Raw genomic sequence first — 26,414 nt, 5'->3', positions numbered from 1 at the left:
ATCGGGCTTTACGCATGGCGATCTCCTCAGAGGACATAATCAGTATGTCGGAAGATCTCTAAAAGTGAATGGTTCGTTTTACCGGGATGCTTACAAAACTGCTAGATTGTTAATTATCCATTCAATAAACATGAAGCCTCCTCCAAAACAGTATGAAGGAGTTATCGCTGATCATTTCCAAAACTTTAATAAAAAAGCCCTCGCAGATGGTGAGTCCGCAGGGCTTTCTGGTTATCACAGATTGTTTGCAACTGAATTGTTACGCGCTGAACAACAGCACGCAACTTCAACTGTTGGAAATCATATCCCCAGCATCGGGAAAAGTAAATAGCCCACGATAAAATAATGAGCCATTTATGATTGCACAACATAAACCCGCAAAAGTGCGTTAGGATTTCTTGCGCGATTCTGTGATAAAGGTGACAATCTGTGAAGATAAACTCTCACGAACCCTGGAGGTTGTCTGGTCTCTAATTTTTGAAATAGCTTCTTTTTGTTGTGCACTTAAACCAGACCATTGCGCTTTATCAGGGCCTATTGAGGCATGGTATTCAGAGAGCTCTGCGCTACATTTATCAAAAGATTCATTAGAGATGTCACCAGCCGATTTAGTGGTTTTGATTTGACTGTCCGCATAATGGGTTACGCAGTCGCTTAGATTTTCTGCAGCACTCTGTGTATCAGAGTGCGCCGCGGAGCACACCAGCAATACCATCACAGCTAAAGCTAATTTCATGCCCATATTCCCAGAAGTAACAGAGCGCAAATCGTAGCATGAATTGGGTGAGAGGTGGTGCAAATGGTTATTTTCCTAAATTATTACAGGAGTTTGCCGATATCACATGCCAAACATATCAGGAGAAGCAAAGATGGAAAACACAAACCCTCTAGCAGCAATGACATTCATAATTTGGTTCTTCATGTTCATCCCATGCTTGCGCATGGCTCAGAAGGCCGGATTCGGATGGAAAATGGCACTACTGCTGTCTTTTCCCGGATTGCACTTTTTTACTCTTTATCTCTTCGCTTACAAGAAGTGGCCTAGCCTCCCCAATGCTTGATAACTAATAGCAAAAAGCCCACCTAGGTGGGCTTCTGACTTTAAGCGGTAACTTTATTCAATGCAGCATTAGCCCAAGACTCTTCAATCTCAAGCTTGACGATAAGTCTGTCATAAAACGGTTTGACGCTTTTCTTCCATGTATCCAGGCTGATCGATTCGGTAAAATCACAGATTGCATTATAGGCGTCTGTAGAAGGTATTCTCTCGAACCCTCGCCCACTGCATCGTTTGCAGTCACCCATTACCGGTACGCCCTGTCGTTTACTTTCTGCTTCCATCATCGCTTTTCCCCTCCCCTTGCAATCCCTGCAGGCTGATGACACCACGCACTTCCCTTTGCACTCAGGACAAAGAACGCGCTCAACATCACGCACCTGATAAGCCGTATTTTCAGGAAGAGACTCAGCAACGCGCTTAATTTCCGTCACCGCACCAGGCCTTTGCGTGCCAAAGCGTGATTTCATGGTGAATACTTCTGCGTCGATGAAGCCAGTGGCATTACAGCAATTACACGGCTTCTTGCTTGAAGCGCTCTGGCAGTAATCGAGAAATGCAAAACTTGCGAGCGTTTGCATTACCTGTCGCTTAATATCCTTATCGAGCTTGCGTAAGGCGGCCACCGCCGATGCCGGGTGCGGTGCGCTGCTGTTCGTTTTTGGATTTCGCTACGAGTGCGGTGATTAGGTCTTTCCAGTCGTCAGGTGTGTACTTCTGTCCGTACCACTCAACCTGTCGGGACAGGTCATGCAATAGCGGCCACATGCGCCGGTTCTGATCCGAGCTGCGTTTGCGTTCCTGAATGACTATTTCGACTGGTTTGTCGGGACTGGCGGGGAGTTGCTGGATGGTACTGATGCAGTTCTGTCGGATGCTGTCGCTCCTAAGCAGGAACGTTGCCTTCTCCATCGTCTTGCTCCTCTCTCAAGGCTTCGAAGTTATAGCCACCATTCCTGTTTATTTGCGCCTGAAGTTCACTGATGCTCTCTTTGAAGCTGAACTTCTCTCTGAATTTCTCTTCGATTACATGGTCTGGAGTGCTGATTAAATCCGGTCCGCCCTTGTCTCTCTTCAGTGCATCGCTAAGGGTTTTGCAGATAGCTGCAGGGAGTGACACAAAGCCTGCATAGCGCGTGGCAATAGCAGTAAGGTCATTTGCCAGCATGTCCAGCTCGACGTCTGATATGACGTGCTCAGAACGCTTTAAGGGAATTACGTTGTTCATGATTGCTCCTATACAGCCAGCTGTAGCTGCATGTTGAACCGGTCCCGCTGCTCACAATAATGCAGTGAGTCGGGGCTATTGTGTGACTCAATACGTTCGACCATCAGTGCCGCCCGAGTTTCTTTGGATGCAGGTGCGTATGCTCCTGACCATGCCTTATCGATGCCGATATTTCTCGCTACATTAGTGCTATCAGCGCTCGCCAGCGGTAGCTTGGTGAAGATGAGTGGGTTCAGCATGCGAAGTCCGTGTAGTTTTGCGATAGGCTGACCGTAATCGTCAGTAACGTGCCGAATCAGGTCTTTCATGCGCGCTACAGCCAGATTTGGCCTCTTAACGTCATATTCTCCGCAACTCCCGATCGCCACCCACGGATACTCATTACAGAGACGAATAAACCGGTCGTCGCTTTCGTTCATGTGCCAGACCGGCACGCCGTAGAAATCACCGTGCGGCCACTCATCCAGCAGCGCCTCGTTCTCTGCTTCTCCACCGTCGATAACGTCAGGGATGATTGCAAAGTCAAAGCCTGGGTGATTTTTCCAGCGCGCCACGAAGTCGTAATAATCGCTCCAGTCAATTTTGTTCCGGCCGGCTGCTTTCCAGGCAGTAAACGCGCCATTATCGAGGGCGAATGACTGGCAGAATTCAGAGGCAAGATTGATTTGGCTGGCATGGGCGAAGGAGATGAAAGCGTGTCGGGACTTCCAGGCTTTAATAGCGCAGGTGACCGGACAATCCCCATGCAAACACTTCACCGCAGGCAATGCCGCATACCGGCATATCGCCTCAACAGCTTCATGTTCATCGTATTAGCCGATGAGCAAACAGCAATGGTTACCAACGTCAGGCACCTTGCCAATAAGGTGCTTTGTTACATCAACGATAAGCCAGAGTCATTCGATAACGATGAGCTTGTCGTGGTGTCTGTAGCGGATTCAGGAGAAGGGAAATGAAAATCACCGAATGCGAAATGCGTGGATTGCTGACCGGTAAATGTTTACCTGGCGACATGCGTCTTAACGAAGATTTACCAGCTTATCTGGTGCGCAAGTTTGATGAATTGCAGCAGAAGCTGGATGCGATGGCTGCGGAGAATGCGGCGCTGAAAGATGGCCCGCATGGTTTCTTTGCATATGACAGCGGTTGCGGCTACGAAGAGTTTCAAACCGCCAAGGAAGCACAGGATTTCGCTGAAACATCGCTTTCAGAGTATCGCGGTGAGGCTTGTGACGGATGGTCTGATGAAGTTGGTAGCGTTGTCTGGGGTGTCATCATGCAACGCGCAACTATGACTGGGTTACGGCCTGTTGAAGAAGGTGACAATTGCGCCGAAGGCATCACTGAGTGGTGTGATTACGCTCTATTGCCGAACATTGAAACCCCAGCCACCGACGCTTACCTGAACTCGGTGCGGGCGGAAGGGGCTATCGCGGTGAGAAATGCGTTAGTGCTGGCTGATGATGGATCTGACATTTACGCAATAGCCACTGATACTGCCGAGCAACTCCGCTCCGGCACCCATGACACTGCGGATAAGGCGGGTTGATATGGCAACCGTATTTCTGGTTGAGATTGACGGCCGAGATTACGGCAGGGCTGACCATGATAATGGCTTCAGCCATTACAGCATCTTTGTCTCACCCAAAAGCGGTAAACAACGCCCTTACGCAAAGCAAGTAACCAGCTCTCGCGTCAAAGATAAAATAGACGCGCTCATAAATGAAGGTGAACACAGGTGAAACCATGACAACTAATTCCCCCAATCCATTTGTAGGTGATGTGCAGGCGATGATTGACTACGCCAGCCAATGACTAGCTGAAATAGTCTCGGAAGATACCAAACGCATTGATTGGCTTGTTTCTATGTGCGTCGAAGTGGGAACACTTTTACGTTACGGAATCAGAGGATTGCTCCGCGCACGGGCAAGTAATTAAGAAGACTATTATTATCATGCCACTGCGTTGCGTGAGCATATAGAAGCAGCGATGCCGTAGGTGGCGCGCTATAATTGGCAGTTAGTAGATTTACATTTATATAAGCTGACAAAAACTGTAGTGGTAGTATAAACAGATGGGATAAATTTGATTGAAGGCTACAGGCGATGGCAAGAAATGGTACTGAGAATAGTAATCATCACGGATATACATTAAGGCATATCATTGCCCCTTACGGAATGAGAAAAATTAAGGGCTTCAGTGATAATACGTGGGAATTTTTTAATCGTCAGTACGACGTGATTGGCCTCCCATTTACGCTGGCCAGAAAGCCAACCCTGGCACAGCAAAATGCTGTTTCACATAAGGTCCTTTCGGCAACAACAGACAAAATTTTCTTTCACGATGACAGCAATCATGGAACGCCTGAGTACTGGAAAAGGATTGATAAGGTCACGAAGTGGAAATTAAAGGAAGGGCCGATTGAGCAGAAAGTGAAAGCTGGGCTCCCTCCCCACTCATATGGTGTCATTCAAGGGGAAGAGTAAAGTCACGCAACTTTGCGGCAAGAAGCAAATAAGAGCGCGACAAGTTTAACGTGGATTTAGCCGCATTTGGCCTTACTTATAAAGAGCGTATGAATATGCCGGTTATCCCCATGGAAGTGGAGATGCAGCAACCGGAGGAATATCGCGAATATTTCAGGCAGAGGTTGCAGCATTACAGAAACGCGGCACTGCAGTTTCCGCGTAATACTGACCTGGTTTATCAGAAGGAGGATAAGTGATAATCCTTTTCATCCCCTCCCTCATCAGCCTTCTTGTTTCTAAAGCCGAAGAGAAAGGCTCTCCTTTGACTGAAGAGGAGGTGTTGTCTATTCGTGATAATGCCACGGCTATTGTCACGGATGCTGAAGGGGTCTTAGCGGTATCTGAGCGGCGTGGGTATAAGGATATTGACCCGGAACATTGCTGGGAGGAATGGCTGGACTTTAATAAGCAAGATTAAAGTTTCACCACTCAGGGCCGATGAGGTTTCCACGGGGATTGGACCCGGCTAATGAAACGGAGGAGAAGCCTTGAGGTGGATTTTTTTATCTGTAATATTGCTTTCTATGACAGCAATCGCGGATGACAGGTCATTCGAAACGCCAGAGGTTAAATGCCTGAATGACCACACCATCCCCTTAATTAAGTCCGATATTGAGCCAAAAAAAATCGTTGATGAGGCTTATGTTGCTTGCAAGCCTGAACTGGATGAGTGGAAGAAATCGCAGGAGCCCTTACCTGTTGAAATGAAGCTGCGCATGCGCAAAGAGCTTTATGACTTCTACATCAGGATGATTGAAAAACGGCGAAATTATGAAGCCAATAAATCCGCAGAAACAGTCAACTGAGCCATATTTCACTAATAGGCGACTAAAGTTTCGCTGTTATGATTCGATTATTTTTCCACGGGGATCGGACCCGGTTTATCAAAGGGAGGAAGGGAAATGATTAAGGTTGATGTTGTTGCTCCGGAAGCACCTGATGTAACGCTTCGAGGATTCTTAGAGACTCAAGCAAACCCCAGCAAGAACCTTTCGTTTTTGGTAGTTGAGTTTGAGTTAACCGTTCTTGAAGATCCTACTAGTGAAATGCTTTTCGACGCACTTGACCCTGGAAGTTTTTTTAGCATGAGCATTGGTGACGCTCCTTATAAAGACTGGGAGTATATGTATAGAAACAGTAATGGTTTTTTGTTTAGACAAAAATTTAAGCAGCCAATCTGACCAAGATTCATTCCTAATAACCTGCTCCGGCAGGTTTTTTTACGCCCAAATTCAGGAGTAACAAGTTACACGCAAAAGCGCTGCAGCATGAACATCACCATCACCGCCGACCCGGGCGACATTCTCACTCTCGCCCTTCTCATCGCTCTCATTTACGCATTCAAACACAGCAAGCCACCTGAGGAGTAAATATGGAAAACGACGAGCCATTGACGCTTGCCGAGGCCGCGCTTTACCTGAAAGTTTCAGCAAGAACCGTAAGTAACCTGATTCGCCGCGGAGAGTTGCCAGCGCGCAGAACTGGTGGAGACAGCGGCAAGTACCTGGTGCTTCGCTCCGCCTGTATTGATTATGTTCGCAATCCATCACAGAATCGCCCGGCGAGCATGGGTGATGGCAAAAACGGAGGTCCATCATGTCAATCACCCTCAGAGGCGGGGTATGGCACTGTCATTTCTTTACCCCGAATGGCAAAAGAGTTAGGCGTTCGCTTAACACAGCGGACAAAAAGCAAGCGCAGGAGCTGCACGACCGGCTAAAAGCGGAGGCATGGCGGGTCGAGGAGTTAGGCGACCTACCTGTGAGGTCTTTCGAAGAGGCCTGCATGCGCTGGCTGGACGAGAAGGAGCACAAGCGAAGCCTGGATGATGACAAGGTAAAGTTTGAGTTCTTTCTTGGTCATTTCTCAGGGCGGGATATTTCCTCTATTACCGGCGAGGAGGTGCAGAAGATTGTTGGCAGGATGATCAACCGCAACCACCGCCGAAAATGGGAGATTCAGCGCGATGCGGCCTTAAGGGACAGCAAGCCCGTGCCTGAATACAAAGACCGGCCAGTCAGCGCAGGAACCAAAAGCCATTACCTTTCTTTTATGCGATCACTTCTTCGTGCCGCGGCAAACGAATGGGGATGGATAAAGACAGCGCCAGTTATTAAGACCAAGAAGCCAGTAAGCAAAAGGATTCGCTGGTTGACCAGAGAGGAAGCAAACAGGCTCATCGACTGCATGCCAGACAGCATCAGACTAGTGGTTGTGTTTGCGCTGTCCACCGGTTTACGCCGTTCAAACATTCTGGATCTGGAGTGGACTCAGGTTGATATGCAAAGGAAGGTGGCATGGATAAATCCGGAGAACGCCAAAGCGGGCAAGGCTATTGGCGTAGCGCTGAATGATACCGCATGCCGGGTACTGAAGGAGCAAATAGGAAAGCATTCACGATGGGTTTTCGTTCACACCAAAGAGGCAACCAGACCAGACGGCACCAAGACGCCATCAGTCAGAAAAATGCGCTGTGATGATAACACGGCGTGGCGGATAGGACTCAAGCGGGCAGGTATTGAGGATTTCCGTTTTCACGACTTACGGCATACCTGGGCAAGCTGGCTGATTCAGGCAGGCGTTCCACTTTCTGCATTGCAGGAAATGGGAGGATGGGAAAGCATCGAAATGGTACGCAGGTATGCACACCTGGCACCTAACCACCTGACCGAACATGCGCGCAAAATTGACTCACTTTTGGGTGACAACGACACAAATACGACACAAGGAGGAAATCAGGTAGGCTTAAAACTTGCTTAAGTCATTGAAAGATAGTGGCGCGCCCTACAGGATTCGAACCTGTGACCTACGGCTTAGAAGGCCGGTGCTCTATCCAGCTGAGCTAAGGGCGCGGAGAGGTTGGGTCGAATTATACGGTTGAACGCTGTTACGTCAACGTTTTTGCCGCGCCGACGCGGTGAGTGCCCAGGTAATGACCAATTTTCGCTAATGTTTGTCTCGCCAGGCGCTCAGCGACACCAGGTTACTCACCTCGGCGGTTTCACCTTCCAGCTCAACGCCTTGCTGAGTCACGCGCGTATTATACTGCTCGCGTAGCGCATTAAGCTCATGACTATCCGGTTCCAGCTGGCGCAAAAAGCCCAACGCCAGCAACAACTGCTGGCGGGAAATCGTCGCGGTAAAGCCTGCCCGGCTGAGTGCGCCGTGCCAGCGCCAGAGATTTTCATCGCTGCCATCGACAATCATCACCTGCCAGATTACCAGCACTGCCGCACCATTATTCAGATATGCTTCATTATCACCGCTGATGTAGTCGGTAAACTCTTTTGCCGCCTCCTTTCCCATCAGGGAAAGCATGGATTCGATATGAACCGGCGGGAGTTGTAGACGCTTACTGAGCCCCTGAGCGGCATGGCGCGAACCGGCGGTCAGCAGTTGGAAGCCTATAACAAACACGACAACTAAAGTGGCGATTATTAACCAAATCATTACGTCTTCCCTTCATTTCTCTGTCTGGCATCATAAGCGTTAACCCATACTTTCGTCACGGCGAAATGTCGGTAACCACACTGTGATCAGAATCTCTACCTGACAGCCGGACGTGCTTCTGACAAAATAGGCGCCATTCCCGATTCAAACTCAACACAGTGGATTTACGCTCTGATGGCAGCAAAAATTATTGACGGTAAAACGATTGCGCAGCAGGTACGGCTTGAGGTTGCAGAAAAAGTGAAACAACGCCTGGCCGCCGGTAAACGTGCACCGGGTCTGGCCGTAGTTTTGGTAGGTGAGAACCCTGCCTCACAGATTTATGTCGGCAGCAAACGCCGCGCCTGTGAAGAAGTCGGCTTTATCTCCCGCTCTTACGATCTGCCCGACACCACCAGTGAAGCGGAATTGCTGCAGCTGATTGATACTCTTAACAGCGACAACACGATCGATGGCATTCTGGTGCAGCTGCCTTTGCCAGCCGGCATTGATAACGTCAAAGTGCTTGAGCGCATCACGCCCGATAAAGATGTTGATGGTTTCCATCCCTATAACGTTGGTCGCCTGTGCCAGCGTGCGCCAAAACTGCGCCCGTGCACCCCGCGCGGCATTGTGACACTGCTGGAGCGCTACAACATTGATGCTTACGGGCTCAATGCGGTGGTTGTCGGTGCATCAAATATTGTGGGCCGTCCCATGAGCATGGAACTGCTGTTAGCCGGCTGCACAACCACCGTCACGCACCGTTTTACCCGCGATCTGCGCCACCATGTTGAACACGCCGATCTGCTGATTGTCGCGGTCGGTAAACCCCATTTTATTCCGGGCGACTGGATTAAACCGGGCGCAATCGTCATCGATGTCGGTATTAACCGTCTTGAAAGCGGCAAAGTGGTCGGGGATGTGGATTATGAGGCTGCCTTTGAACGTGCTTCTTATATCACCCCGGTTCCGGGTGGCGTAGGGCCAATGACCGTGGCGACACTTATTCAAAATACCTTGCAGGCATGCGAAGCGTTTCATGATGGGGAGCAGGCATAATGGCTACGTTTTCTTTGGGCAAATTTCCCCACGTTGATCTCTGCGATCTGCTGAAACTTGAAGGCTGGGTAGAAAGCGGTGCACAGGCTAAAGTGGCGATCGGTGACGGCGAGGTGCGGGTCGACGGCGAAGTCGAAACCCGTAAGCGCTGCAAAATCTTTCAGGGGCAAACGGTCGAGTTTGCCGGGCAGCGCGTTACCGTTGTTGCCTGATCCGCTGGTGCCCCAGGCGGGGCACCTTAAATCCGCGCCTCTCCCACTATCCGCGTCTCACCGTTAACCTGCTCCAGCGCAATGTGACTGACCTCTGCATGTTGTGCAATCAGCGTCGCCAGCCGGGGTGAATGGCTGGTGATCCATAACTGACTGAACTGACTGGCCTCGGCAATCAGGGCGGCAAGGGCAGGCAGTAAATCCTCATGCAGGCTGTTTTCAGGCTCGTTCAGCGCCATAAAGGCAGGCGGGCGCGGGCTGAGCAGCGCCACGACCAGGCACAGGAAGCGCAGCGTACCATCGGAAAATTCGGCGCTTTCCAGCGGGCGCAAAATGCCCTGGCGCTGCATCAGCATCTGAAAACGTCCGTTCTGCACATCCACCTGAAACTCAGTGTCCGGGAAGGCTGTTTTCATCACTTTATACAACAGTTCATGATGCCCACGTTCCACTATCGTTGCCCATGCTGCGGCAAGATTACTGCCATCATGGGCCAGAACGGGTGCGCGCACGCCAATCTGCGGCGAACGAATCGGTGAACCTGGCCAGACGGCAAACTCATGATAAAAGCGCCATGCTTTCAGGCGTTCACGCATCCGGGAAAGTTCGGGATAGCGGTGCGGCTCACCCAGTTGTCCAAACAGGGATTCTTCAGGATGCAGTACGCCAGCATAACTGACGCGCTCCCCGTCGATGTTATGCAGAAAGGCGGTCTGATTAGTGCGCTGCATAATGCAGGAAGACGGTCGGCGCTGCTGGCCACTCAGCCAGATGCGTTCTTCTTTAACCAGCGGATCCAGGTTAAACAGGCTCGTTGATAGCGGTTCAGGAAAACCGGTTTCCAGCTGGTAATCCATATCATCCATCGTCACGGCCAGGATGAGCCGCTTAGGATCATGTCGGCGGTCGCCACGGCGCAATCCGCCCGCCCACATCACTTTTTGCACCCCGCCCTCTTCGGCCAGCGCCAGAGCAAGCCGTCCGTTAGCCGCCTCGTGTAGCAGCCGCACCGCTTTATAAAGATTGGATTTACCACAGCCGTTGGGACCGCTCACCACGTTGAGCGGGTGCAGCGGAAGTGTGAGATCGCGTACCGAACGGAAACCGCGAATGTGAATCTGCTTTATCGTCATCGACAAAAAAGGGCGATTGCTCGCCCTCTCCTGTGTTGCGTTTTATTTACGTCGCCAGGTGGAACCCTGCGGGCCGTCTTCCACAACCACGCCCAGCGCATTGAGCTTATCGCGTGCCACATCCGCCTGCGCCCAGTCTTTCGCCGCACGCGCATCGGCGCGGGCTTTGACCCAGTGTTCGATTTCAGCCACTTCGTCGTCATTGCCTTGGGCACTGCTTTGCAAAAACACTTCCGGCTCCTGTTGCAGAATCCCCAATACATCGGCGATTTCACGCAGTTTTGCTGCCAGCGCACTGGCGGCCGTCATGTCTTCACCTTTCAGACGATTCACTTCACGCGCCATATCAAACAGCACCGAATAGGCTTCTGGCGTGTTGAAATCGTCGTTCATTGCTTCGCGGAAACGGGTTTCGAACGACTCGCCACCGCTGGCCGCTACGGTGCGGTCAGTATGACGCAGCGCGGTGTAAAGGCGTTCCAGCGCGGCGCGTGCCTGGTTCAGGTTATCTTCACCATAATTTAGCTGGCTGCGATAGTGGCCCGACATCAGAAAGTAACGCACGGTTTCGGCATCATAATGCTGTAGCACATCGCGCACGGTGAAAAAGTTGTTCAGTGACTTCGACATCTTTTCACGGTCAATCATCACCATGCCGGAATGCATCCAGTAATTCACATACGGACCATCGTGGGCACAGGTCGACTGGGCGATTTCGTTTTCATGATGGGGAAACATCAGATCAGAACCGCCACCGTGAATATCAAAGTGCGCACCCAGCTGTTTGCAGTTCATCGCCGAACATTCAATGTGCCAGCCCGGACGACCGTTGCCCCACGGCGATGGCCATGAAGGTTCGTCCGCTTTGGACATTTTCCACAGCACGAAATCCATCGGGTTACGTTTCACGTCGGCAACCTCTACACGCGCACCTGCCTGTAGCTGCTCCAGATCCTGACGCGACAGTGCGCCATAATCAACATCGCTCAGGACATCAAACATGACATCGCCGTTATCCGCGACATAGGCGTGACCGCGGGCAATCAGCGTTTCCACCAGCGCAATGATTTCAGGAATATGGCGCGTGGCACGCGGCTCCACATCCGGCGGTAAAATCCCCAGCGCATCGAAGTCGCTGTGCATTTCGCCGATCATACGGTTGGTCAGCGTTTCGATGCTCTCGCCGTTCTCGTTGGCTCGTTTGATGATTTTGTCATCAATGTCGGTAATGTTGCGCACATAATTGACGTCATAACCGACGTAGCGCAGATAGCGCGAGACCACGTCGAAGGCCACAAACGTGCGCCCGTGCCCAATGTGACAGAGGTCATACACCGTGATGCCGCAGACATACATGCCGATTTTGCCAGCATGAATAGGGGTGAATTCCTCTTTTTGTCGACTCAGGGTGTTGTAAATCTTCAGCATTGGGGGTTTCCGTAGTGAGGCGTGCGTAACGCACCGTTTTGAGTATCCTGTTATTGTGCCGTATTTTTATCTGTCACGCGACGCAAAGCAAGCCAACTGCGCTGCCTGGCTGACGTATTATCGGAAATTATGATATAAGAACGTTCGAGAAAAAGGCGTGTGCGCTTAAAAGCACACCCTATGCTACTGACGACAACCTTTACAGGACGAAAAAAATGGTAACTTTCCAGACTAACCATGGCGATATCGTGATCAAGACCTTCGATGACAAAGCGCCCGCAACCGTAAAGAACTTCCTGGATTACTGCCGTGAAGGTTTCTACGACAACACCATTTTCCACCGTGTGATTAACGGCTTTATGATTCAGGGCGGCGGTTTTGAGCCTGGCATGAAGCAGAAAGCCACCAAAGAAGAGATCCGTAACGAAGCCAACAACGGTCTGAAAAACACCAAAGGCACGCTGGCCATGGCCCGTACCTCTGCGCCGCACTCTGCGACCGCACAGTTCTTCATCAACGTGGCGGACAACGACTTCCTGAACTTTCGTGACGAAAGCCTGCAGGGCTGGGGTTACTGTGTATTTGCTGAAGTGGTTGAAGGGATGGACGTGGTAGAGAAAATCAAAGCGGTTTCAACTGGTCGCAGCGGTATGCATCAGGACGTACCGAAAGATGACGTCATCATTCAGAAAGTGACCGTTAGCGAGTAATGTCGCGCACGCTGTTTATCGCAGATCTCCATCTGTGTCAGGAAGAACCGGCGATTACCGCCGGTTTTCTGCATTTTTTGCAGCGCGAAGCGCCTCACTGCGACGCGCTTTATATTCTGGGCGATCTGTTCGAAGCCTGGATCGGTGATGACGATCCGAATCCGCTGCATCAACAGGTTGCCAGCGCCCTTCATGCCCTGCCCGTGCCGGTCTTTTTTATTCACGGCAACCGCGATTTTCTGATCGGCAAACGCTTTGCCCGCGCCAGCGGCATGACCTTATTGCCCGAGGAGCAGGTTCTGACGCTTTATGGTCACCGACTTCTGATCATGCATGGCGATACGTTGTGCACCGACGATGCGGGTTATCTGCAGTTCCGGGCGAAAGTGCATAATCCCTGGATTCAACGTCTGTTCCTGACGCTGCCGCTGTTTATTCGTAAACGGATTGCGGCACGGATGCGCGCCAACAGTAAACAGGCCAACCAGCATAAGTCGCTGGAGATTATGGATGTCAATCAACAGGCCGTGGTCGATGCGATGGTACGTCAGCAGGTGCCTTTACTGATTCATGGTCATACGCACCGCCCCGCCATCCATGATGTGTCGCTGAACGGAGCCCCCGCACAGCGCGCGGTATTGGGTGCCTGGCACAGCCGGGGATCAATGATCCAACTGGATGCAAACGGCATCCAGCTCATCGACTTCGATTTTTAGTCGTCCGGTGACATCGCGTTGCACACCTGCGCTGAGGCCCGTCGAGCGGCGCAAAGTACCCGGGGACTGTGCGAACGGACGGCAGGTCAGCATAGTAAAACGCGTTCACGCCCTGCCGCCTGCCTTCCCCGCTCTGCAGTGAGCTGAGTTGACTCACTCAGGCCGTATGCATTCCTGATGCGATAAGCTTATCGTCTGACGCTAACCCGCCCGACGCAACCGTTTTCCTTGCGCCTTTCTCATGGTATTCTCTGTGCCCTTCAAAACCTGTCCGCCTGGTCAGGTGTGTTTTTATTCACAGGAGTTGACCGCATGTCGTCGAATGCCGCCCCGGCCCGCATCGCAGTTGTTATGGGTTCCAAAAGTGACTGGTCCACCATGCAGTTCGCTGCGGAAATCCTTACCAGCCTGGACGTGCCCTTCCATGTGGAAGTGGTGTCAGCGCACCGTACCCCGGATAAACTGTTTAGCTTTGCGGAAACCGCAGCGGACAACGGTTTTCAGGTGATTATTGCCGGTGCCGGTGGCGCGGCGCATTTGCCAGGGATGCTGGCTGCCAAGACCCTGCTGCCGGTACTCGGTGTGCCGGTACAGAGCGCCGCGCTGAGCGGCGTCGACAGCCTCTACTCGATTGTGCAAATGCCACGCGGCATTCCGGTCGGCACGCTGGCCATTGGCAAAGCGGGCGCCGCTAACGCAGCCCTGCTGGCGGCGCAGATTCTGGCGATTCATGACAGCGCGCTGGCGTCACGTCTGGCCGCCTGGCGTCAGTCACAGACCGATGAGGTACTGGACAATCCGGACCCGCGGGAGGAAGCATGAAGCCGGTTTGCGTACTGGGTAACGGACAGCTTGGCCGTATGTTACGTCAGGCGGGCGAGCCTATGGGCATTGCCGTGCATCCGGTTGGCCTGGATGCCGACCCCGCTACCCTGCCTATCGCCGGGAGCGTGATTACGGCTGAGATCGAACGCTGGCCCGAGACGGCACTGACGCGCGAACTCGCGAGCCACCCGGCCTTTGTGAATCGCGATATTTTCCCGCGGCTGGCCGACCGTCTGACGCAAAAACAGCTGCTGGATCAGCTCAGTCTGGCGACTGCCCCCTGGCAACTGCTGGCGGATAAAGGTGAATGGCCGCACGTTTTCAAAACGTTGGGCGAACTGGCTATTGTTAAGCGCCGCACGGGCGGTTATGACGGTCGTGGTCAATGGCGGTTACGTGCCGGTGAAACCGATACGTTACCCGACGACTGTTACGGTGAATGCATTGTCGAACAAGGCATTAACTTCTCGGGGGAAGTGTCGCTGGTCGGCGCGCGCGGCCACGATGGCAGCACCGTATTTTATCCCCTGACACATAATCTGCATGAAGAAGGCATTCTGCGTACCAGCGTTGCGTTCCCGCAGGCAGATGCCGCGCAGCAACAGCAGGCTGAGGCGATGTTAAGCGCTATCCTGCACGAGCTGAACTACGTCGGCGTCATGGCCATGGAATGCTTTGTCACGCCGCAGGGATTGCTGATTAACGAACTGGCGCCTCGCGTTCACAACAGCGGGCACTGGACTCAGAACGGGGCCTCAATCAGTCAGTTTGAACTTCACCTGCGCGCTATTCTGGGTCTGGCTCTGCCACAGCCCGTGGTCATTGCGCCCTCAGTGATGGTTAACCTGATTGGCACAGCGTTAAATACTGACTGGCTCCAGCAGCCGCTGGTGCATTTGCACTGGTACGACAAAGCGGTGCGTGAAGGACGCAAAGTCGGTCACCTCAACCTGACCGACAGCGACCAGAGCCGTCTCGCTGCCGCCTTGCAGGCCTTGTTGCCGCTGTTACCTGCCGGGTATGCCAGCGGTATTCGCTGGGCAGCAGCCAAGCTGTAAATCTGTTCACGACCGGGCGCAGTATCATCGCGCCCGGTCGGTTTTACGTCGCGTCAAACGTCCTGAACAACGCATTGCCTTTCAACAAACGCACGCCCAGCCAGCCACCACAGAGCGACAGTAAGAGCGCGCCGCCCAGCGGTAAGGCCAGCCACAATGTCCAGTCGGGTTGCCACGGAAAATCAAAGATTTTACGCTGCAATGCCCAGAGTGCGGCCTCAGCACCGAGCGCCGCCGCAATGCCCGAGACGACGCCAATCAGCGCAAATTCACACCACAACGTAGTGCGCAGCAGACGTTTGCCCGCGCCCAGCGTGCGATAGACGACCAGCTCCTGTCGGCGCTGGCGCATCCCCACCTGAATCTGCGCCATGAGCAGCAATACACCGCAGGCCGTGACCAGCACTACCATGATTTCCAGTGCCTGGCTGACCTGGGTCAGAACCTGTCCAATCTGACGCAGGATACTGCCGATATCCAGCAGACTCAGCGTGGGGAATGTGCGGTTAAGCTGCGCCAGTAATGCGGCACGGTTGTCCAGACGGAAACTGGTCAGCCAGGTCAGCGGCTGGCTGTCCAGCGCGCCGGGGGGAAAAATAAAGAAGAAATTGGGGCGCAGGCTTTCCCAGTCCACTTTTCGCAGACTGGTGATTTTGGCGCTGAACCGCTGCGTATCGCCCTCAAAGGTCAAACTGTCGCCCGGTTTTACCCCCAGGCGATCGGCCAGCGCCACCTCCATGGACACTTCTCCGGCTTTCGGCGGCCAGCTCCCCGCGACAAGCGGATTATGATCGGGAAGCGTTGCCAGCGCAGTCAGATTCAGTTCGCGGTTCAGCGCGTTGTCCCGTGCGGGATCGGCAGGCTGACCGTTAATCTCACTCAGGCGCATGCGCGCAATCGGGTAAAAGGTTTCAGGTTTAACCTGATGCGACTGCAGAAACTCACGCACCTGCGGAATCTGCTCCGCCGTGATGTTGAGCAGGAAAAAGTTCGGGCTGTCTGCGGGCAACTGCTGCTGCCAGCGATCCAGCAGATCACCCCGCATCACCAGCAGCAACGCCAGTAACATAAACGACAGGGAAAAGGCGGCAAGCTGACTCAGCGTCATAGCAGGCTGACGCAGTAAACGATTAATGGCAAGCCGCAGCGCCAGATTACGTACGGACAAACGACGCAGAAGCAGTAATGTGCCCCAGCCGAGCAGGGCCAGCAGCCCTGCCAGCACCATTACGCCCGCCAGCAGTGCCCAGAGCATTTTGCTGCCGCCGACCAGTACCGCCAGCAGCGCCACCACCAGTAAGCCCATCGCGGGCAGATAGATTTTCAGCGGCCAGACGGCGGCAACGGCATCGCGTCGCAACACGCGTAACGGCTGTGTCGCCAGCAGCAAGCGGTAAGGACGTAATCCCACCAGCAGGGAAATCACAAACAGCGAACCGATCGCCCACACCCACGGCCACAGGCTGGCCGCTGGCAGAGACGCCGGCAGCACCGGTTTCAACATTGCCATCAGGATGGCTTCAACCACCTGACCGACTGCGCCACCGGCCAGGGCGGCCAGCAGCAACACCGCCAGCCACTGACCGATGATCAATCGTTGTAACGCGCCGCGCGTGGCACCCAGCGTTTTCAGCACGGCCACCAGATCGTAGCGGCTGCGGCAGTAGTGACTCATGGCGACCGCCACGGCGGCAATGGCGAGCATCAGCGTTAACAGAGCAGATAACAGCAAAAACTGCTGGGCACGCTGCATGGAGCGGCCCAGCGCGTCTTCCGAATTTTCAATACTGATCCAGCGCTGCCCGGCTTTAATCTGTGGCGTTATCCAGCGGTCATACGTGTCCAGTTGCTGAGGCTTGCCTGCGAATTTGTAGCGCCAGGTGAGGCGACTGCCGGGCTGGATGGCGCCGGTTTTATCCGCGTCAGCCAGGTTAATCAGTAAACGCGGAGCCATCTCAAACGGATTAAAACCGCCATCTGGCTCCTGGATAATCTCACCCGTAATACGTAGCGTAGTATCGCCCACATCCAGTTCATCGCCGACGTGCAGATTAAGCAGTGCCATTAAACGCGGCGCGGCCAGCGCGGTACCGGGCTGGGGCTTCAGGCCTGGCGGCTGCGTTTTCAGCTCACCAAACATCGGATAAGTGTTTTCTACGGCTTTCACCGCAGCCAACTGCGGTGTCTGACCGGCAAAAGTCATGGTCATAAAGCTTAACTGTCGGCTGACTAATAACCCCGTTTCGCGGGCTTTATCCAGCCATGCCGCCGGCGCCGCCGTGCTGCTGCGCAACGTGCGATCGCCTGCCATAAAATCCCGGCTCTGCTGGCTCAGCCCCTTTTCCATGCGATCGCTAATCGATCCCAGCGCCAGCACACAGGCGACAGCCAGCGTTAACGCCAGCCAGACGATCAATAATGAGGGCGAGCGCCACTCACGCCAGAACCACCGCCAGATCATTTTTCCTCCCATAATTTTCCCTCGCGCAGACGCAAACGGCGGTCACAACGCGCCGCCAGCTGCGCATCGTGGGTAACCAGAATTAACGTCGTGGCAAAATCGCGATTAAGGGAAAATAACAGGTCGGCAATGCGATCGCCGGTGTGGCGATCCAGATTGCCTGTGGGTTCATCGGCAAACAGCAGCCCCGGACGGCCGCTGAACGCCCGCGCCAGCGCAACGCGTTGTTGTTCGCCGCCGGATAACTGCGCAGGCAGATGCTGTAAACGCCCGGCCAGGCCTAACTGCGTCAGGAGATCGCGCGCCTGATCGCGGCTCTGCCGATCGCTCTCACCGCGCAGCAGTGCAGGTAACTGGACGTTTTCCAGCGCGTTGAGCGTGGGCACCAGCATAAATGACTGGAACACGAACCCGACCTGCTTCGCGCGCAACGCGGCACGCTGTTCTTCGTTCATGTGATGTAACGGCTGCCCCAACAGATGCACTTCACCTTCGCTGCCGTCATCCAGCCCAGCCAGAATGCCCAGCAAAGTAGATTTACCGGATCCTGACTCGCCAATCAGGGCTATCGTTTCTGCTGGTTTGACAACTAACTCAACTCCGGTAAGGATGGTTAACTGATGCTCCCCCTGACCCACGGACTTAGTAAGATGATGAACTTCAAGAATGTTTTCCGCTGGCATTATCCTTTCCTGTTATTGTGCTGTCTGTTGGTGTCCCGTCTTGCTGCGGCCGATACGTTGCTGGTGCTGGGTGACAGCCTGAGCGCAGGCTATCAAATGTCAGCCAGTCAGGCCTGGCCCAGCCTGCTGAATAAACAGTGGCAGCAGCAGCCCAGCGTCGTGAATGCCAGTATCAGCGGCGATACCGCCGCACAAGGGCTGGCACGCTTACCTGCCCTATTAAAACAACATCAGCCGCAGTGGGTGTTAATCGAACTGGGCGGTAATGACGGTCTGCGCGGCTTTCCTCCCAAAGACGTGGCGCAAACGCTGGGCACCATCATCGATCAGGTGAAAGCCGCAAAGGCAAAACCGATTCTGATGCAGATACGTTTACCCGCGAACTATGGCCGCCGTTATACTGATGCCTTCCGCGATATTTATCCGCAACTGGCAAAACAGTACGACATTGCTTTAGTGCCCTTTTTTATGGAGCAGGTTTATTTGAAACCGGAATGGATGCAGCAGGATGGGATTCACCCCAATCCTGATGCCCAACCGTTTATCGCCGACCTGATGGCAAAAGAGCTGGCTCCCTTAGTTAAGCAGTAGTTGTGCAAAAAAGGTAACGCATGCAAAAAACCATTTTGATAACGGGCTGCTCCAGCGGGATTGGTCTGGTCGCCGCCAAAGATCTGCTGGCACGCGGCTATCACGTCATCGCAGCCTGTCGTAAAGCCGACGATGTCGCACGGATGGACAGCCTGGGATTCACAGGGCTGCAGCTGGATCTGGACGATCCTGACAGCGTTGATCGCGCTGCCGACAGGGTACTGGCGCTGACGCATGGCCGACTGTTTGCGCTGTTTAACAATGCGGGATTTGGCACCTATGGTCCCTTAAATACCCTGACGCGCCAGCAACTGGAAAAGCAGTTTTCCAGCAATGTGTTCGGCACTCATCAGCTCACCCTGCGCCTGCTCCCGGCCTTAAAGGCCTGGGGCAATGCCCGAATCATTAATACCAGCTCGGTGCTGGGCATTATTTCGACGCCGGGCCGCGGCGCTTATGCGGCCAGTAAATACGCGCTGGAAGCCTGGAGCGACGCGTTACGTATGGAACTGCATACCAGTGGCGTGCGTGTCAGTTTAATCGAACCGGGTCCCATTCATACCCGCTTCACGGATAATGTTACTCAGGGCGAGCAGGATAATCCGGTGCAAAATCCGGGCCTTGCGGCACGTTTTACATTACCACCTGAGGCCATTTTACCCAAACTGCGCCACGCACTGGAGAGCAACCATCCTCGCCTGCGTTATCCGGTGACGCTGGTCGCGCATATCATGAGCCTGTTGAAACGTCTGCTGCCTGGCTGGATACTGGATCGCATAATTCGCAGTCAGTGAGGCGAATCCGCGAATACAACTTGAAGCCGGGTCGGTCGGCCCCATATTCTTTAAACATTTTCTGCAAAGAGACTTAGTCATGTCACCACACGCTTCGATTATCGACATTAACGAATCCAACCTGCATCAGACCCTTGAGCAGTCAATGCAGATTCCGGTGCTGTTCTACTTTTGGTCGGATCGCAGCCAACACTGTCAGGAACTGACGCCACTGCTGGAACGCCTGGCGCAGGAATATGCAGGCCAGTTTATTCTTGCCAGACTGGATTGTGACAAGGAACAACGGGTTGCCTCACAGTTTGGGTTACGCTCCATTCCCACGGTTTACCTGTTCCAGAATGGCCAGCCCGTCGATGGCTTCCAGGGGCCGCAGCCAGAAGAGGCCGTGCGCGCCCTGCTGGAAAAAGTGCTGCCGCGCGAAGAAGAGCTAAAAGCCCAACAGGCGATGGCGCTGATGCAGGAAGGCAAACCGCTGGACGCGCTGCCGCTGCTGAAAGACGCCTGGCAGCTCAGTAATAAAGACAGCGAAATCGGCTTTCTGCTGGCAGAAGTGCTGATTACGTTAAATCGTAGCGACGAAGCTGAAACCGTCTTAAAGGCCGTTCCCCTGCAGGATCAGGACACCCGTTATCAAAGCCTGGTCGCGCAGATCGACCTGCTGAAACAGGCCGCTGACACGCCAGAAATTCAGCAGTTGCAGTCGCAGCTGGAAAGTGATCCGGACAACGCCGAACTGGCAACCAAACTGTCGCTTCAGCTGCATCAGGTCGGACGCAATGAAGAAGCGCTGGAACTGCTCTTCAGCTTTATCAAGCGCGATCTGAATGCTGCAGATGGCCAGGCGCGTAAAATGTTGCAGGAGATTCTGGCTGCATTAGGCACCGGCGACGCCCTCGCTGCGCGCTACCGCCGCCAGCTTTACTCCCTGCTTTACTGAGGTAAGCAGAAAACGGGCCGAACGACTTGGCCCGTCACGCTGACAACCCGGAGGTTATATGTTCACGGTTATTCCCGTTCTTATTCTGGTCGCACTGGTCATTGTCTGGTCCGGCGTGAAAATTGTGCCGCAAGGTTACCAGTGGACAGTTGAACGCTTTGGTCGTTATACCCGTACACTGCAGCCCGGCCTGAGTCTGGTCGTGCCTTTCATGGATCGTATCGGGCATAAGATCAACATGATGGAACGGGTGCTGGATATTCCCTCCCAGGAGATCATCTCCAAAGATAATGCGAACGTGACCATCGACGCCGTCTGTTTTGTTCAGGCTATCGATCCGGCACGGGCTGCCTATGAAGTCAGTAATCTTGAACTGGCTATCCTCAATCTCACTATGACCAATATGCGCACCGTTCTGGGCAGCATGGAACTTGACGAGATGCTGTCCCAGCGTGACAGCATTAATACGCGCCTGCTGCATATTCTGGACGAAGCCACCAATCCCTGGGGCGTAAAAATCACCCGTATCGAAATCCGCGATGTCCGGCCGCCGCAGGAGCTGATCGGTGCTATGAATGCGCAAATGAAGGCCGAACGCACCAAACGTGCCGATATTTTAACGGCGGAGGGCGTGCGTCAGGCTGAGATTTTGCGCGCGGAGGGAGAGAAACAGGCCCAGATTTTGAAAGCGGAAGGGGAAAGAACGTCAGCTTTCCTTCAGGCAGAAGCGCGTGAGCGCCAGGCCGAAGCGGAAGCCCGTGCGACAAAAATGGTGTCGGACGCCATTGCCTCAGGCAATATCCAGGCCGTGAACTACTTTGTGGCGCAGAAATATACCGACGCGCTGCAAAAAATTGGCGAATCCAGCAACAGTAAAGTGGTGATGATGCCGCTGGATGCCAGCAGCCTGATGGGCGCCGTTGGCGGTATCAGTGAGTTGTTAAAAGAAACCCGTAGCGAGTCAACGCGCTGATGCTCAGCGAAATTGTGGCGCATCCGCACGGATTCTGGCTGACGCTGGGCGGCTTACTGCTGGCGGCTGAGATGCTGGGTACCAGTGGTTATCTGCTCTGGAGCGGGCTGGCCGCCATGCTGGTTGGCCTTGTAGTCTGGTTTCTCCCCATGAACTGGGCCGCACAAGGGATGCTGTTTGCCCTGTTCACACTGGTCAGCGTATTTTTATGGTCTCGCTGGCTACGCTACCGCGAACGTCAGCAGCAGCCCAGTTCGCTGAACCAGCGCGGCAGCCAGATGATTGGTTTACACCTGACGCTGGAACAGACGCTGCAAAACGGTATCGGACATGTGCGCATCGGTGACAGCAGCTGGCGCGTTCAGGCCGAACACAATTTGCCTGCCGGAACCGAAGTGGTCATCGTGGCCGTTGAAGGCATCACGCTACGTATTCAGCCACGTTTGCCGTCAGCCTGACGGCAGCAACCTGCCAGGTCATTAATGATGGGGCAGTCTGCACTGTCGTTGCCCGGACAGGCTGCCGCCAGCGCCAGCAAACGTGCGCGCATGGCGTGCAACTCTTCAATATGCGCAGCAATCTCATCGGCTTTTTGCAGCGTACGTGCCTTCACATCGGCGCTGTGACGTTCAGGATCGTTAAACAGCGCAACCAGTTCGCGGCATTCATCCAGCGTAAAGCCAACCTGGCGCGCCTGGCGCAGCAGATTCAGCTCATCAAGATGATGCGTATTGTAATGCCGGTAACCATTATCCCCGCGCAACGGGGGCGTCACGACGCCCTTCTCCTCATAAAAACGAATAGCCTTGCTGGTCAGTCCGGTCTTTTTCGCTACGGCACTAATATTCATAATGGGTTCCCTGCCCTTCCCCTTAACAGTTAGCGGGATGATGAAAACAACGTTCGCACGCTGCTGGCTTAATGCTCAGTTTACCTGTTTAGCCTCTGCCTTATCACCCTGGTTTCACTTCACTATGTTGACCCGCTTTCCTGAGAAACTATAGCGCACATCACCCCGTTTCTGAGGTCTGAGCCTGCTCATCGTCAGGCTTCAGGGACCGCGCGTTGATTCCTGTTTCCCTTATGTTGCTTACGTTGGCAGCTCTTCCTCTGCCCCAGGCTGCCCGTGCACAAGCACGGCACTTAAATCAAATCCATAAAAAACAGCCATATAAATATTGTCAATGCGTAAAAATCTTATAAAATGCCGCCCATTTGTAACTGTTAATCACATAAATTAAGGAGTGATTATGGCTTTAGTCAGCTGCCCGGAGTGTCATAAGGAAGTAAGTGATTCAGCATTACGTTGTCCGTCATGTGCCAAACAGCTCAGAAAACCACGCCGTTCGTTCTTTGGCAAAGTCATCAAATGGACTTTCATCCTGTTTAACATTCTCATGATCTACTGCCTTGTTGCCGGATTAAGTGGAAGCGGCGAGGTGGTCAACAACGCGGCTTCTGATGCGGAAAGAGCGGGTGCTGCGATCGGTGCCGGTTTAGGTGTCATGGCTATTGGCGGCATTTGGGTGATTGGCGACATTATTCTGGGCATACTGGTCCTCTTCACAAGACCGAAGGGATGATGGACGTCACAGCGGTGTTGTAGAGTATTTTTGCGTTAAATGCGCCAGTGCGTCACCCCGCGATAACGCGTAAAAAACCCTGTATCGTGACCATCATTAACGATTAAGTCTGACAGTGAAGCGGACAGGCCCTGAAGGCGCCCTGCTGCGTAATTCCGGCTAAGGCTCGCCGCTCAGATAATCCGATTCGGGTTAGTTGTCACACAGCTCGTCTGACGCCGAAACGATGCATAAAAGCCCCGCGGATAACCTGGGGCTTTTGCTTTTCCACCCCCACCCGCGACACGGGCTGCACATTTTTTACCCACCCATTCTGGCATTCTGTCCCTTTTAACAGCCTGTATTTGACCTTCCCCTTGATGGAAGGTTTATCCTTAGTCACAGTCACTTCTGACTACTCACTCCGCCACACCAACCAAGGAGTCAACGATGTCAAATACGGTTATCCTGGCACTGGAAGGATTATCCTGCGGCCATTGCGTTAAACGCGTAAAAGAGGCGCTTGAGCAGCGCGACGATGTTGAACAGGCCGAGGTCACCCAACAGGAAGCCAGCATTTCTGGCAGCGCCGAGGTCACTTCGCTCATCGCCACTGTCGAACAGGCGGGCTATCATGCAACGCTGAAACCTGAAGGCGCGCGCCCAAAGCCTGAGCCGTTGACAGCATCAGAGCCGCCGCCGGAGGCGCTGACAACGGAGTCCTCTTCTCTGCCGGCAACCGAAGCATTGCCTGCTCACGTCCTGCTTATTGACGGCATGAGCTGTGCCAGTTGCGTCAGCCGGGTTGAAAAAGCCCTTGAACAGGTTGCCGGTGTACAGCAGGCACGCGTTAATCTTGCCGAGCGAAGCGCGCTGGTTATGGGCCATGTTGAGCCACAGCAGCTGGTCGCTGCCGTGGATGCGGCCGGTTACGGTGCGGAAGTGGTTGACGACGAGCAGCAACGACGTGAAAAGCAGCAAACCAGCGCCCGTCGCGCCCTGCGTCGCTTTAGCTGGCAGGCGGGCGTCGCGCTGCTGCTGGGCGTACCGCTGATGGTATGGAGCATGATGGGCGACAATATGATGCTCACTGCCGCGAACAGAACCACCTGGCTGGTCCTCGGGATGCTCACCCTGCTGGTAATGATCGGGGCGGGTGGCCATTTCTACCGCAGCGCCTGGCGCAGTCTCCTTAACCGCAGCGCCACCATGGATACGCTGGTGGCGCTGGGAACGGCGGCCGCCTGGAGTTACTCCTTCAGCGTGGTCGTCTGGCCTGACTTTTTCCCGCCGCAGGCGCGTCATCTCTATTTTGAAGCCAGCGTGATGATTCTGGGCCTGATCAATCTGGGCCATGCGCTTGAACAACGCGCGCGCCAGCGTGCCTCACGCGCCCTGGAGCGGCTGCTGGATCTTACGCCCGCACAGGCCAATGTCATCACGGAACAAGGTGAGACGCTTATGCCCGTCAGCGCGGTAGAGCCCGGTATGATCCTGCGACTGGTCGCAGGCGATCGTATCCCCGTAGACGGCGAGGTACAGTCAGGCGAAGCCTGGTGTGACGAAGCAATGCTGACTGGCGAAGCGGCTCCCCAATCCAAAACACAGGGCGATCGCCTGTTTGCCGGTACGCTGGTGCAGGACGGGACCGTTCGCTTTATTGCGCAGGCGACTGGCGGCAATACCGCGCTGGCACGAATTATTCAGCTGGTACGTAAAGCGCAGAGCAGCAAACCTGAGGTTGGCCGTCTGGCGGATCGTATCTCTGCGGTCTTCGTACCGGTGGTCGTGATTATTGCCTTGCTGAGTGCGCTGATTTGGTACCTGGTGGGTCCACAGCCCCAACTGGCCTATGCGCTGGTTGTGGCCACCACCGTCATGATCATTGCCTGTCCCTGTGCGCTGGGTCTGGCAACACCGATGTCGATTATCGCGGGCACCGGACGCGCTGCTGAATACGGTGTGCTGGTGCGGGATGCCGATGCATTGCAACGCGCAAGTCATATCGACACGCTGGTGTTTGATAAAACGGGCACGCTTACCCAAGGTGCCCCGCAGGTCACCGAGGTTATCACCTGGCAGGGCAGCACCCGCGATGCCGTGCTCTCTGCCGCTGCGGCACTGGAACAGGCGTCAGGGCATCCACTGGCGAAAGCTATCGTGGCAGAGGCCGGCGCTGGCGAGAAGCCTGAGATTTCGCAATTTCGTACAATACGCGGCAAAGGGGTGAGTGGCATTCTTAACGGCAGACAACTTGTCCTGGGTAATGTCAGCCTGTTAAGCGAGCACGGTGTGGATTGCCAGGCGGCACAGGAAGAAACGGAGAGACTAACCCGCCAGGGCGCAACGCCGGTTTTACTGGCTGAAGACGGGAAGCTTACTGGCCTGATTAGCCTGCGTGATACTCTGCGGCCGGAGGCGGGTGAAGCGCTGCAACGGCTGCATCAGGCAGGTTACCGGTTGATTATGTTGACCGGGGACCATGAGAATACCGCCCGCGCTATTGCTGATGACGTGGGCATGGATGAAGTGATTGCGGGTGTTTTGCCGGAAGGTAAAGCCGATGCGATCAGCCAGTTGCAGCAGCAAGGCCGTCAGGTCGCCATGATCGGCGATGGGATTAATGATGCACCCGCGCTGGCCCAGGCGGATGTCGGCATAGCCATGGGCGGCGGCAGTGATGTGGCGGTGGAAAGCGCATCGATAACGTTGCTACGTGACGACCTGCATGGCGTGGCAGATGCCTTAGCGATTGCATCCGCCACACTCAGGAATATCCGTCAGAACCTGTTTGGTGCCTTTATCTACAACATTATCGGTATTCCGCTGGCTGCGGGCGTGCTCTATCCCTTCACGGGGTTGTTACTCAGCCCGATTGTTGCCGGCGCGGCGATGGCACTCTCATCGATTACCGTCGTCAGCAATGCTAACCGGCTACTGCGCTTCACACCGCGCAAGAAGCCTTAACGGCCGCCTCTGTTTTTCGCCGCCGGATCCCGCTAGCATGGTGTCTTTAACACAGTAAGG

Annotated in this window: 33 protein-coding genes, 1 tRNA gene and 2 pseudogenes; 24 read left to right on the top strand and 12 right to left on the bottom strand. The window is 54.1% G+C overall.

What is annotated here, in order from left to right; genetic code table 11:
- A partial coding sequence (locus C7433_RS17405) for a hypothetical protein (RefSeq protein ID WP_110268630.1) occupies nucleotides 1-331 on the top strand: 331 nt, incomplete at its 5' end.
- Between the two features lie 57 nt (nucleotides 332-388).
- Here the strand turns inward: C7433_RS17405 and C7433_RS23575 are convergent.
- The 5 genes and pseudogenes from C7433_RS23575 to C7433_RS17380 all read right to left on the bottom strand — a co-directional run bounded on the left by C7433_RS23575 (nucleotide 389) and on the right by C7433_RS17380 (nucleotide 3,043).
- Complete coding sequence (locus C7433_RS23575; RefSeq protein WP_146212568.1) at nucleotides 389-736, bottom strand: hypothetical protein; 348 nt, start codon at nucleotides 734-736, stop codon at nucleotides 389-391.
- 365 nt (nucleotides 737-1,101) lie between these two features.
- Nucleotides 1,102-1,683: pseudogene (locus C7433_RS17395) on the bottom strand (antitermination protein); the annotation flags it as partial.
- The gene (locus tag C7433_RS17390) at nucleotides 1,658-1,969 is read right to left on the bottom strand and encodes a recombination protein NinB (protein ID WP_110268628.1); all 312 of its coding nucleotides are present in this window, start codon (nucleotides 1,967-1,969) and stop codon (nucleotides 1,658-1,660) included. The pseudogene C7433_RS17395 and the gene C7433_RS17390, both read right to left, overlap by 26 nt.
- Nucleotides 1,944-2,285, bottom strand: a complete 342-nt coding sequence (locus tag C7433_RS17385) for a hypothetical protein (protein ID WP_110268627.1) — start codon at nucleotides 2,283-2,285, stop codon at nucleotides 1,944-1,946. The genes C7433_RS17390 and C7433_RS17385 overlap by 26 nt, the downstream gene beginning before the upstream one ends.
- Before the next feature lie 8 nt (nucleotides 2,286-2,293).
- A complete protein-coding gene (locus C7433_RS17380; protein WP_110268639.1) occupies nucleotides 2,294-3,043 on the bottom strand; it encodes a hypothetical protein in 750 nt (249 codons plus the stop codon).
- A gap of 42 nt (nucleotides 3,044-3,085) precedes the next feature.
- On the opposite strand from C7433_RS17380, the gene C7433_RS23775 reads away from it, so the two are divergent.
- The 10 genes and pseudogenes from C7433_RS23775 to C7433_RS17335 all read left to right on the top strand — a co-directional run bounded on the left by C7433_RS23775 (nucleotide 3,086) and on the right by C7433_RS17335 (nucleotide 7,573).
- Complete coding sequence (locus C7433_RS23775; protein WP_199227867.1) at nucleotides 3,086-3,241, top strand: hypothetical protein; 156 nt, start codon at nucleotides 3,086-3,088, stop codon at nucleotides 3,239-3,241.
- Complete coding sequence (locus C7433_RS17375; protein WP_110268626.1) at nucleotides 3,238-3,834, top strand: hypothetical protein; 597 nt, start codon at nucleotides 3,238-3,240, stop codon at nucleotides 3,832-3,834. Before C7433_RS23775 ends, C7433_RS17375 begins: the two co-directional genes overlap by 4 nt.
- A 1-nt stretch (nucleotide 3,835) precedes the next feature.
- The gene (locus C7433_RS17370; RefSeq protein WP_110268625.1) at nucleotides 3,836-4,027 is read left to right on the top strand and encodes a hypothetical protein; all 192 of its coding nucleotides are present in this window, start codon (nucleotides 3,836-3,838) and stop codon (nucleotides 4,025-4,027) included.
- 363 nt (nucleotides 4,028-4,390) lie between these two features.
- Nucleotides 4,391-4,771: a hypothetical protein gene (locus C7433_RS17365; protein ID WP_110268624.1), complete on the top strand. Its 381-nt coding sequence runs from the start codon at nucleotides 4,391-4,393 to the stop codon at nucleotides 4,769-4,771.
- Nucleotides 4,744-5,010: pseudogene (locus C7433_RS17360) on the top strand (DNA polymerase III subunit theta). The gene C7433_RS17365 and the pseudogene C7433_RS17360 overlap by 28 nt, the downstream one beginning before the upstream one ends.
- Complete coding sequence (locus tag C7433_RS17355; RefSeq protein ID WP_110268623.1) at nucleotides 5,007-5,231, top strand: hypothetical protein; 225 nt, start codon at nucleotides 5,007-5,009, stop codon at nucleotides 5,229-5,231. Before C7433_RS17360 ends, C7433_RS17355 begins: the two are co-directional and overlap by 4 nt.
- A gap of 70 nt (nucleotides 5,232-5,301) precedes the next feature.
- Nucleotides 5,302-5,619, top strand: coding sequence for a hypothetical protein (locus tag C7433_RS17350; RefSeq protein WP_226375884.1), 318 nt, complete (start codon nucleotides 5,302-5,304; stop codon nucleotides 5,617-5,619).
- A 96-nt stretch (nucleotides 5,620-5,715) separates the two neighbouring features.
- Complete coding sequence (locus tag C7433_RS17345) at nucleotides 5,716-5,994, top strand: hypothetical protein (protein WP_110268621.1); 279 nt, start codon at nucleotides 5,716-5,718, stop codon at nucleotides 5,992-5,994.
- A 191-nt stretch (nucleotides 5,995-6,185) separates the two neighbouring features.
- Nucleotides 6,186-6,533, top strand: a complete 348-nt coding sequence (locus C7433_RS24145) for a helix-turn-helix domain-containing protein (protein WP_110268620.1) — start codon at nucleotides 6,186-6,188, stop codon at nucleotides 6,531-6,533.
- On the top strand, nucleotides 6,416-7,573 hold the full coding sequence (locus C7433_RS17335; RefSeq protein ID WP_369974388.1) for a tyrosine-type recombinase/integrase: 1,158 nt from the start codon (nucleotides 6,416-6,418) through the stop codon (nucleotides 7,571-7,573). Before C7433_RS24145 ends, C7433_RS17335 begins: the two co-directional genes overlap by 118 nt.
- Before the next feature lie 15 nt (nucleotides 7,574-7,588).
- On the opposite strand, the gene C7433_RS17330 is transcribed toward C7433_RS17335, so the two are convergent.
- Nucleotides 7,589-7,665, bottom strand: a tRNA-Arg gene (locus C7433_RS17330).
- A 94-nt stretch (nucleotides 7,666-7,759) separates the two neighbouring features.
- The gene (locus C7433_RS17325) at nucleotides 7,760-8,263 is read right to left on the bottom strand and encodes a DUF1198 family protein (protein WP_110268618.1); all 504 of its coding nucleotides are present in this window, start codon (nucleotides 8,261-8,263) and stop codon (nucleotides 7,760-7,762) included.
- Between the two features lie 174 nt (nucleotides 8,264-8,437).
- On the opposite strand from C7433_RS17325, the gene folD reads away from it, so the two are divergent.
- The gene (folD, locus tag C7433_RS17320; protein WP_006117852.1) at nucleotides 8,438-9,304 is read left to right on the top strand and encodes a bifunctional methylenetetrahydrofolate dehydrogenase/methenyltetrahydrofolate cyclohydrolase FolD; all 867 of its coding nucleotides are present in this window, start codon (nucleotides 8,438-8,440) and stop codon (nucleotides 9,302-9,304) included.
- A complete protein-coding gene (gene ybcJ / locus C7433_RS17315) occupies nucleotides 9,304-9,516 on the top strand; it encodes a ribosome-associated protein YbcJ (RefSeq protein WP_006117853.1) in 213 nt (70 codons plus the stop codon). Before folD ends, ybcJ begins: the two co-directional genes overlap by 1 nt.
- A 26-nt stretch (nucleotides 9,517-9,542) precedes the next feature.
- On the opposite strand, the gene C7433_RS17310 is transcribed toward ybcJ, so the two are convergent.
- Nucleotides 9,543-10,649 (bottom strand): AAA family ATPase, encoded by a 1,107-nt coding sequence (locus C7433_RS17310; protein WP_058708299.1) that lies wholly within the window; start codon nucleotides 10,647-10,649, stop codon nucleotides 9,543-9,545.
- A gap of 42 nt (nucleotides 10,650-10,691) precedes the next feature.
- Complete coding sequence (cysS, locus tag C7433_RS17305) at nucleotides 10,692-12,077, bottom strand: cysteine--tRNA ligase (protein ID WP_110268617.1); 1,386 nt, start codon at nucleotides 12,075-12,077, stop codon at nucleotides 10,692-10,694.
- 215 nt (nucleotides 12,078-12,292) lie between these two features.
- Here cysS and ppiB point away from each other — a divergent pair, with 215 nt between their 5' ends.
- From ppiB to purK, 4 genes are all read left to right on the top strand, one after another.
- Entirely contained in the window at nucleotides 12,293-12,787 is a 495-nt protein-coding gene (ppiB, locus tag C7433_RS17300; protein ID WP_006117856.1) for a peptidylprolyl isomerase B, read from the top strand.
- Nucleotides 12,787-13,503 (top strand): UDP-2,3-diacylglucosamine diphosphatase, encoded by a 717-nt coding sequence (lpxH, locus tag C7433_RS17295; protein ID WP_058708297.1) that lies wholly within the window; start codon nucleotides 12,787-12,789, stop codon nucleotides 13,501-13,503. The genes ppiB and lpxH overlap by 1 nt, the downstream gene beginning before the upstream one ends.
- 312 nt (nucleotides 13,504-13,815) lie before the next feature.
- Nucleotides 13,816-14,325, top strand: a complete 510-nt coding sequence (gene purE, locus C7433_RS17290; RefSeq protein ID WP_006117858.1) for a 5-(carboxyamino)imidazole ribonucleotide mutase — start codon at nucleotides 13,816-13,818, stop codon at nucleotides 14,323-14,325.
- Nucleotides 14,322-15,386 (top strand): 5-(carboxyamino)imidazole ribonucleotide synthase, encoded by a 1,065-nt coding sequence (gene purK, locus C7433_RS17285; protein ID WP_006117859.1) that lies wholly within the window; start codon nucleotides 14,322-14,324, stop codon nucleotides 15,384-15,386. Before purE ends, purK begins: the two co-directional genes overlap by 4 nt.
- 43 nt (nucleotides 15,387-15,429) lie before the next feature.
- Here the strand turns inward: purK and ybbP are convergent, their stop codons facing one another.
- Nucleotides 15,430-17,847: a putative ABC transporter permease subunit YbbP gene (ybbP, locus tag C7433_RS17280; protein ID WP_110268616.1), complete on the bottom strand. Its 2,418-nt coding sequence runs from the start codon at nucleotides 17,845-17,847 to the stop codon at nucleotides 15,430-15,432.
- Nucleotides 17,844-18,530 carry a putative ABC transporter ATP-binding protein YbbA gene (ybbA, locus tag C7433_RS17275; protein ID WP_058701138.1) on the bottom strand — a complete coding sequence of 229 codons (687 nt, stop codon included), beginning with the start codon at nucleotides 18,528-18,530 and terminating at the stop codon, nucleotides 17,844-17,846. Before ybbA ends, ybbP begins: the two co-directional genes overlap by 4 nt.
- On the opposite strand from ybbA, the gene tesA reads away from it, so the two are divergent.
- The 5 genes from tesA to C7433_RS17250 all read left to right on the top strand — a co-directional run bounded on the left by tesA (nucleotide 18,498) and on the right by C7433_RS17250 (nucleotide 22,283).
- Complete coding sequence (gene tesA, locus C7433_RS17270) at nucleotides 18,498-19,121, top strand: multifunctional acyl-CoA thioesterase I/protease I/lysophospholipase L1 (protein ID WP_174250603.1); 624 nt, start codon at nucleotides 18,498-18,500, stop codon at nucleotides 19,119-19,121. The two genes, ybbA and tesA, sit on opposite strands and share 33 nt — an antisense overlap.
- Before the next feature lie 20 nt (nucleotides 19,122-19,141).
- Nucleotides 19,142-19,915, top strand: coding sequence for an SDR family oxidoreductase (locus C7433_RS17265; protein ID WP_033738720.1), 774 nt, complete (start codon nucleotides 19,142-19,144; stop codon nucleotides 19,913-19,915).
- Nucleotides 19,916-19,994: 79 nt separating this feature from the next.
- Entirely contained in the window at nucleotides 19,995-20,852 is an 858-nt protein-coding gene (locus C7433_RS17260; RefSeq protein ID WP_006117864.1) for a co-chaperone YbbN, read from the top strand.
- 58 nt (nucleotides 20,853-20,910) lie between these two features.
- Nucleotides 20,911-21,825, top strand: coding sequence for an SPFH domain-containing protein (locus C7433_RS17255; RefSeq protein WP_006117865.1), 915 nt, complete (start codon nucleotides 20,911-20,913; stop codon nucleotides 21,823-21,825).
- Complete coding sequence (locus C7433_RS17250; RefSeq protein ID WP_033738715.1) at nucleotides 21,825-22,283, top strand: NfeD family protein; 459 nt, start codon at nucleotides 21,825-21,827, stop codon at nucleotides 22,281-22,283. Before C7433_RS17255 ends, C7433_RS17250 begins: the two co-directional genes overlap by 1 nt.
- On the opposite strand, the gene cueR is transcribed toward C7433_RS17250, so the two are convergent.
- The gene (gene cueR / locus C7433_RS17245; protein WP_006117867.1) at nucleotides 22,259-22,675 is read right to left on the bottom strand and encodes a Cu(I)-responsive transcriptional regulator; all 417 of its coding nucleotides are present in this window, start codon (nucleotides 22,673-22,675) and stop codon (nucleotides 22,259-22,261) included. The genes C7433_RS17250 and cueR overlap by 25 nt on opposite strands.
- Before the next feature lie 400 nt (nucleotides 22,676-23,075).
- Between cueR and C7433_RS17240 the strand changes: the two genes are divergently transcribed.
- Nucleotides 23,076-23,408: a zinc ribbon domain-containing protein gene (locus C7433_RS17240; RefSeq protein ID WP_110268615.1), complete on the top strand. Its 333-nt coding sequence runs from the start codon at nucleotides 23,076-23,078 to the stop codon at nucleotides 23,406-23,408.
- Nucleotides 23,409-23,837: 429 nt separating this feature from the next.
- Nucleotides 23,838-26,354: a copper-exporting P-type ATPase CopA gene (copA, locus tag C7433_RS17230; RefSeq protein ID WP_110268613.1), complete on the top strand. Its 2,517-nt coding sequence runs from the start codon at nucleotides 23,838-23,840 to the stop codon at nucleotides 26,352-26,354.
- The last annotated feature ends 60 nt before the right edge of the window (nucleotides 26,355-26,414 follow it).

This window comes from Pantoea sp. PNA 03-3, assembly GCF_003201175.1.
Taxonomy (GTDB): Bacteria; Pseudomonadota; Gammaproteobacteria; order Enterobacterales; family Enterobacteriaceae; genus Pantoea; species Pantoea stewartii.
Note: the sequence above shows the minus strand (reverse complement) of the source record. Positions and strands in the feature narration are given on the sequence as shown.

What these genes read in the sequence shown, in the direction of transcription:
- C7433_RS17265 (WP_033738720.1), top strand. Translation starts at nt 19,142, where the DNA reads ATGCAAAAAACCATTTTGATAACGGGCTGCTCCAGCGGGATTGGTCTG.
- C7433_RS17310 (WP_058708299.1), bottom strand. Translation starts at nt 10,649, where the DNA reads ATGACGATAAAGCAGATTCACATTCGCGGTTTCCGTTCGGTACGCGAT.
- copA (WP_110268613.1), top strand. Translation starts at nt 23,838, where the DNA reads ATGTCAAATACGGTTATCCTGGCACTGGAAGGATTATCCTGCGGCCAT.
- C7433_RS23575 (WP_146212568.1), bottom strand. Translation starts at nt 736, where the DNA reads ATGAAATTAGCTTTAGCTGTGATGGTATTGCTGGTGTGCTCCGCGGCG.
- C7433_RS17325 (WP_110268618.1), bottom strand. Translation starts at nt 8,263, where the DNA reads ATGATTTGGTTAATAATCGCCACTTTAGTTGTCGTGTTTGTTATAGGC.
- cueR (WP_006117867.1), bottom strand. Translation starts at nt 22,675, where the DNA reads ATGAATATTAGTGCCGTAGCGAAAAAGACCGGACTGACCAGCAAGGCT.
- C7433_RS17390 (WP_110268628.1), bottom strand. Translation starts at nt 1,969, where the DNA reads ATGGAGAAGGCAACGTTCCTGCTTAGGAGCGACAGCATCCGACAGAAC.
- C7433_RS23775 (WP_199227867.1), top strand. Translation starts at nt 3,086, where the DNA reads ATGTTCATCGTATTAGCCGATGAGCAAACAGCAATGGTTACCAACGTC.
- ppiB (WP_006117856.1), top strand. Translation starts at nt 12,293, where the DNA reads ATGGTAACTTTCCAGACTAACCATGGCGATATCGTGATCAAGACCTTC.
- C7433_RS17370 (WP_110268625.1), top strand. Translation starts at nt 3,836, where the DNA reads ATGGCAACCGTATTTCTGGTTGAGATTGACGGCCGAGATTACGGCAGG.
- C7433_RS17345 (WP_110268621.1), top strand. Translation starts at nt 5,716, where the DNA reads ATGATTAAGGTTGATGTTGTTGCTCCGGAAGCACCTGATGTAACGCTT.
- purE (WP_006117858.1), top strand. Translation starts at nt 13,816, where the DNA reads ATGTCGTCGAATGCCGCCCCGGCCCGCATCGCAGTTGTTATGGGTTCC.
- cysS (WP_110268617.1), bottom strand. Translation starts at nt 12,077, where the DNA reads ATGCTGAAGATTTACAACACCCTGAGTCGACAAAAAGAGGAATTCACC.
- C7433_RS17385 (WP_110268627.1), bottom strand. Translation starts at nt 2,285, where the DNA reads ATGAACAACGTAATTCCCTTAAAGCGTTCTGAGCACGTCATATCAGAC.
- C7433_RS17375 (WP_110268626.1), top strand. Translation starts at nt 3,238, where the DNA reads ATGAAAATCACCGAATGCGAAATGCGTGGATTGCTGACCGGTAAATGT.
- ybbA (WP_058701138.1), bottom strand. Translation starts at nt 18,530, where the DNA reads ATGCCAGCGGAAAACATTCTTGAAGTTCATCATCTTACTAAGTCCGTG.
- C7433_RS24145 (WP_110268620.1), top strand. Translation starts at nt 6,186, where the DNA reads ATGGAAAACGACGAGCCATTGACGCTTGCCGAGGCCGCGCTTTACCTG.
- C7433_RS17255 (WP_006117865.1), top strand. Translation starts at nt 20,911, where the DNA reads ATGTTCACGGTTATTCCCGTTCTTATTCTGGTCGCACTGGTCATTGTC.
- lpxH (WP_058708297.1), top strand. Translation starts at nt 12,787, where the DNA reads ATGTCGCGCACGCTGTTTATCGCAGATCTCCATCTGTGTCAGGAAGAA.
- purK (WP_006117859.1), top strand. Translation starts at nt 14,322, where the DNA reads ATGAAGCCGGTTTGCGTACTGGGTAACGGACAGCTTGGCCGTATGTTA.
- C7433_RS17250 (WP_033738715.1), top strand. Translation starts at nt 21,825, where the DNA reads ATGCTCAGCGAAATTGTGGCGCATCCGCACGGATTCTGGCTGACGCTG.
- folD (WP_006117852.1), top strand. Translation starts at nt 8,438, where the DNA reads ATGGCAGCAAAAATTATTGACGGTAAAACGATTGCGCAGCAGGTACGG.
- C7433_RS17260 (WP_006117864.1), top strand. Translation starts at nt 19,995, where the DNA reads ATGTCACCACACGCTTCGATTATCGACATTAACGAATCCAACCTGCAT.
- C7433_RS17240 (WP_110268615.1), top strand. Translation starts at nt 23,076, where the DNA reads ATGGCTTTAGTCAGCTGCCCGGAGTGTCATAAGGAAGTAAGTGATTCA.
- C7433_RS17365 (WP_110268624.1), top strand. Translation starts at nt 4,391, where the DNA reads ATGGCAAGAAATGGTACTGAGAATAGTAATCATCACGGATATACATTA.
- tesA (WP_174250603.1), top strand. Translation starts at nt 18,498, where the DNA reads ATGATGAACTTCAAGAATGTTTTCCGCTGGCATTATCCTTTCCTGTTA.
- ybcJ (WP_006117853.1), top strand. Translation starts at nt 9,304, where the DNA reads ATGGCTACGTTTTCTTTGGGCAAATTTCCCCACGTTGATCTCTGCGAT.
- ybbP (WP_110268616.1), bottom strand. Translation starts at nt 17,847, where the DNA reads ATGATCTGGCGGTGGTTCTGGCGTGAGTGGCGCTCGCCCTCATTATTG.